2 protein-coding genes are annotated in these 2,690 nt (G+C 69.2%); one reads left to right on the top strand and one right to left on the bottom strand.

Annotation, left to right across the window (positions count from 1 at the left end; all coding sequences use genetic code 11):
• The first annotated feature begins 59 nt into the window (after positions 1-59).
• The gene (locus FV233_RS28985) at positions 60-1,445 is read left to right on the top strand and encodes a M20/M25/M40 family metallo-hydrolase (RefSeq protein ID WP_147899594.1); all 1,386 of its coding nucleotides are present in this window, start codon (positions 60-62) and stop codon (positions 1,443-1,445) included.
• Here the strand turns inward: FV233_RS28985 and FV233_RS28980 are convergent.
• A complete protein-coding gene (locus FV233_RS28980) occupies positions 1,436-2,140 on the bottom strand; it encodes a ParA family protein (RefSeq protein WP_147899593.1) in 705 nt (234 codons plus the stop codon). The genes FV233_RS28985 and FV233_RS28980 overlap by 10 nt on opposite strands.
• Positions 2,141-2,690: the final 550 nt, after the last annotated feature.

The raw sequence follows: 2,690 nt of genomic DNA, 5'->3' as shown, positions 1-2,690 counted from the left end.
TGCCCCCCCCGCCTCGCTTCGGCTAACCCTCAGCCTGCGAAAAAACCCCGGAGCCTCCGATGGCCGCGCTCGACGCGATCCTCAACGACATCGACACGGACCTGGAGAACGCCCTGGAGCGGCTGTTCGCCTTCCTGCGGATCCCGTCGATCTCGACCGACCCCGCCTATGCCGGCGATTGCCGCGCCGCCGCCGCGTGGCTCGCCCAGGACCTCACGGCGCTCGGCTTCGAGACCTCCGTGGAGGACACGTCGCTGCACCCGGTGGTGCTGGCGACCAAGCCGAAGCCCGGTGCGCCGCACGTGCTGTTCTACGGCCATTACGACGTGCAGCCGGTCGACCCGCTCGACCTGTGGAAGACGCCGCCCTTCGAGCCGCACATCGCGAACGACGGCCAGGGCGGGAAGACGATCGTCGGGCGCGGCGCCTCGGACGACAAGGGCCAGGTCATGACCTTCGTGGAGGCGTGCCGGGCTCACATCGCCATGAGCGGCGAGCTGCCCTGCGGCGTCACCATCCTGATCGAGGGCGCGGAAGAAAGCGGCTCGCAAGGGCTTCCCGAATGGGTCGCGCAGAATCGCGAAAGGCTCGGCTGCGACGTGGTGCTGGTCTGCGACACCGGCATGTGGGACCGGACCACGCCGGCCATCACCTCGTCGTTGCGCGGGCTCGCGTATTTCGAGGTGAAGGTCACCTGCGCCGACCGCGACCTGCATTCGGGCTTCTTCGGCGGCGCCGCCCGCAACCCGATCCACGTGCTGTCGAAGATCATCGCCGACCTGCACGACGACGACGGGCGGGTGACGATCCCGGGCTTCTACGACGGCGTGCACGAGCGGCCGCCCGAGGTGCTGGAGCAGTGGCGCGGCCTTGGCCTGACGCCCGAGACGCTGCTCGGGCCGATCGGCCTGAAGGAGCCGGCCGGCGAGCGCGGGCGGATGCCGATCGAGCTGGTGCAGTCGCGCCCGTCCTGCGACGCCAACGGCATCATCGGCGGCTATACCGGCGAGGGCACCAAGACCGTGATCGCCTCCACCGCCTCGGCCAAGATCTCGTTCCGCCTCGTGGACGACCAGGACCCGACGGTGCTGGCCGAACGGTTCGAGGCCTTCGTGCGCGAACGGGTGCCGGCGGACTGCAAGGTCGAGGTCATCACCTACAAGGGCTCGCGGGCGATCAGCCTGCCCTTCGACATGCCGCAGCTCGGGGCCGCCAAGGCGGCGCTGGCCGAGGAATGGGGCGTGCCGGCCGTGACCGTGGGGGCCGGCGGCTCGATCCCGATCGTGGGCGACTTCAAGCGGCTGCTGAACCGCGACACGCTGCTGATCGGGTTCGGCCTGGACGACGACCGGATCCACTCGCCCAACGAGAAGTACGACCTGACGAGCTTCCACAAGGGCACGCGCTCCTGGGCGCGGATCCTCGCGGCGCTCGCTCAGGGCTGAGCGTCGGACGCCCGCATCTTCGCGTCGATCCAGGCCCACAGGGCCCGGATCTCCTCGGCGGCGGGGCTCGCGGGGGCGTATTCGGTGACGCCGAGCCCGGTCGCCAGGGCGTCCTGGTGATCGACCCGGTGGATGATGCCGGGCTCGGCCAGCACGCCCAGCGCCCGCAACTGCGCGGCATAGGCGCTGGTGCGGGGCGAAGGCGGCGGCGGGCACTGGTTCAGCACCAGGGCGAACCGGCCGCGCAGGCCGAGCGCCATCAGGGACTGGAGGGTCGGGCGCGCCGCCACGATGTCGAGGCGCGAGGGCCGCACCGGCATCAGCACGAAATCCGCGCCCTTCAGGGCCGGCGCCAGCCCGGCCGCGCTGCCGGCGGTGTCGAGGACCACGAGGGTCGTGCCCTGCTGGGCGAGGATGTCCAGGATCTCCGGGAGCTGGGCGATCTCCCAGGGCTGGATCCGGTCGACCGCCACGGCGTCGCTGTCGCGCAGCGCCCCCCAGCCGACCAGCGAGCCCTGCGGATCGAGGTCGAGGGCGGTCACGCGCTCGCCCGCCTGCGCCGCCGCGACGGCCAGGGAGGCCGCCAGCGTGGTCTTGCCGGTGCCGCCCTTCTGCACCGCCACCGCGAGGATCCGCGGCTGGGCGCTCCGGCGCGGTCCGGTCTCCGATCCCTGTTCGGATCCTTGGGGATCCATTCCTGGGGGATCCATTCCCTGGGGATCCATGCGTCTCCTGCCTGTCGATCTCGGGCCCGGTCCCCGCGACGATCGTCGCAGCGCCGGAAGGTGGCCGTCCAGACCCGTGTTGCGCGTGGGGCCCCGTCGTGCAGGCCCATCCCGGCGACGCGCCGCCGCAGCCGCGACCGTACTCCAGCTATCATGACGGTGAGATCATGAACACCGGACGGCCGCGGGCGGCTCATCCGGAAAGGATCCCGGACACCCGCAAGCAGAGCCAAGATCTCTTCGGCCGCACGCGGCCTCCGGCTTCACTCTGATCTGCGGATATGCCTTGCACCGGACGATACGGCACGCCCCGCCCCGGGCGGGGTATTACTGTTACTGAGCGGCCCATAGCGTAAATATTGCGGTACTGTCAATAATTTTTATTTTCAAATGAATGCAGCCTAGAGATTGCCTGAAATTATAATGTTGCAAGCATTAATATATTTGATACCGAATATTGCGGCGAACAGGAAATAGTTTGGGTGTCGTCGGCACCCGAACCGCCGACGAAGTCCAGTAT

This window comes from Methylobacterium sp. WL7 (genome assembly GCF_008040085.1).
Lineage (GTDB): Bacteria > Pseudomonadota > Alphaproteobacteria > Rhizobiales > Beijerinckiaceae > Methylobacterium > Methylobacterium mesophilicum.
Note: the sequence above shows the minus strand (reverse complement) of the source record. Positions and strands in the feature narration are given on the sequence as shown.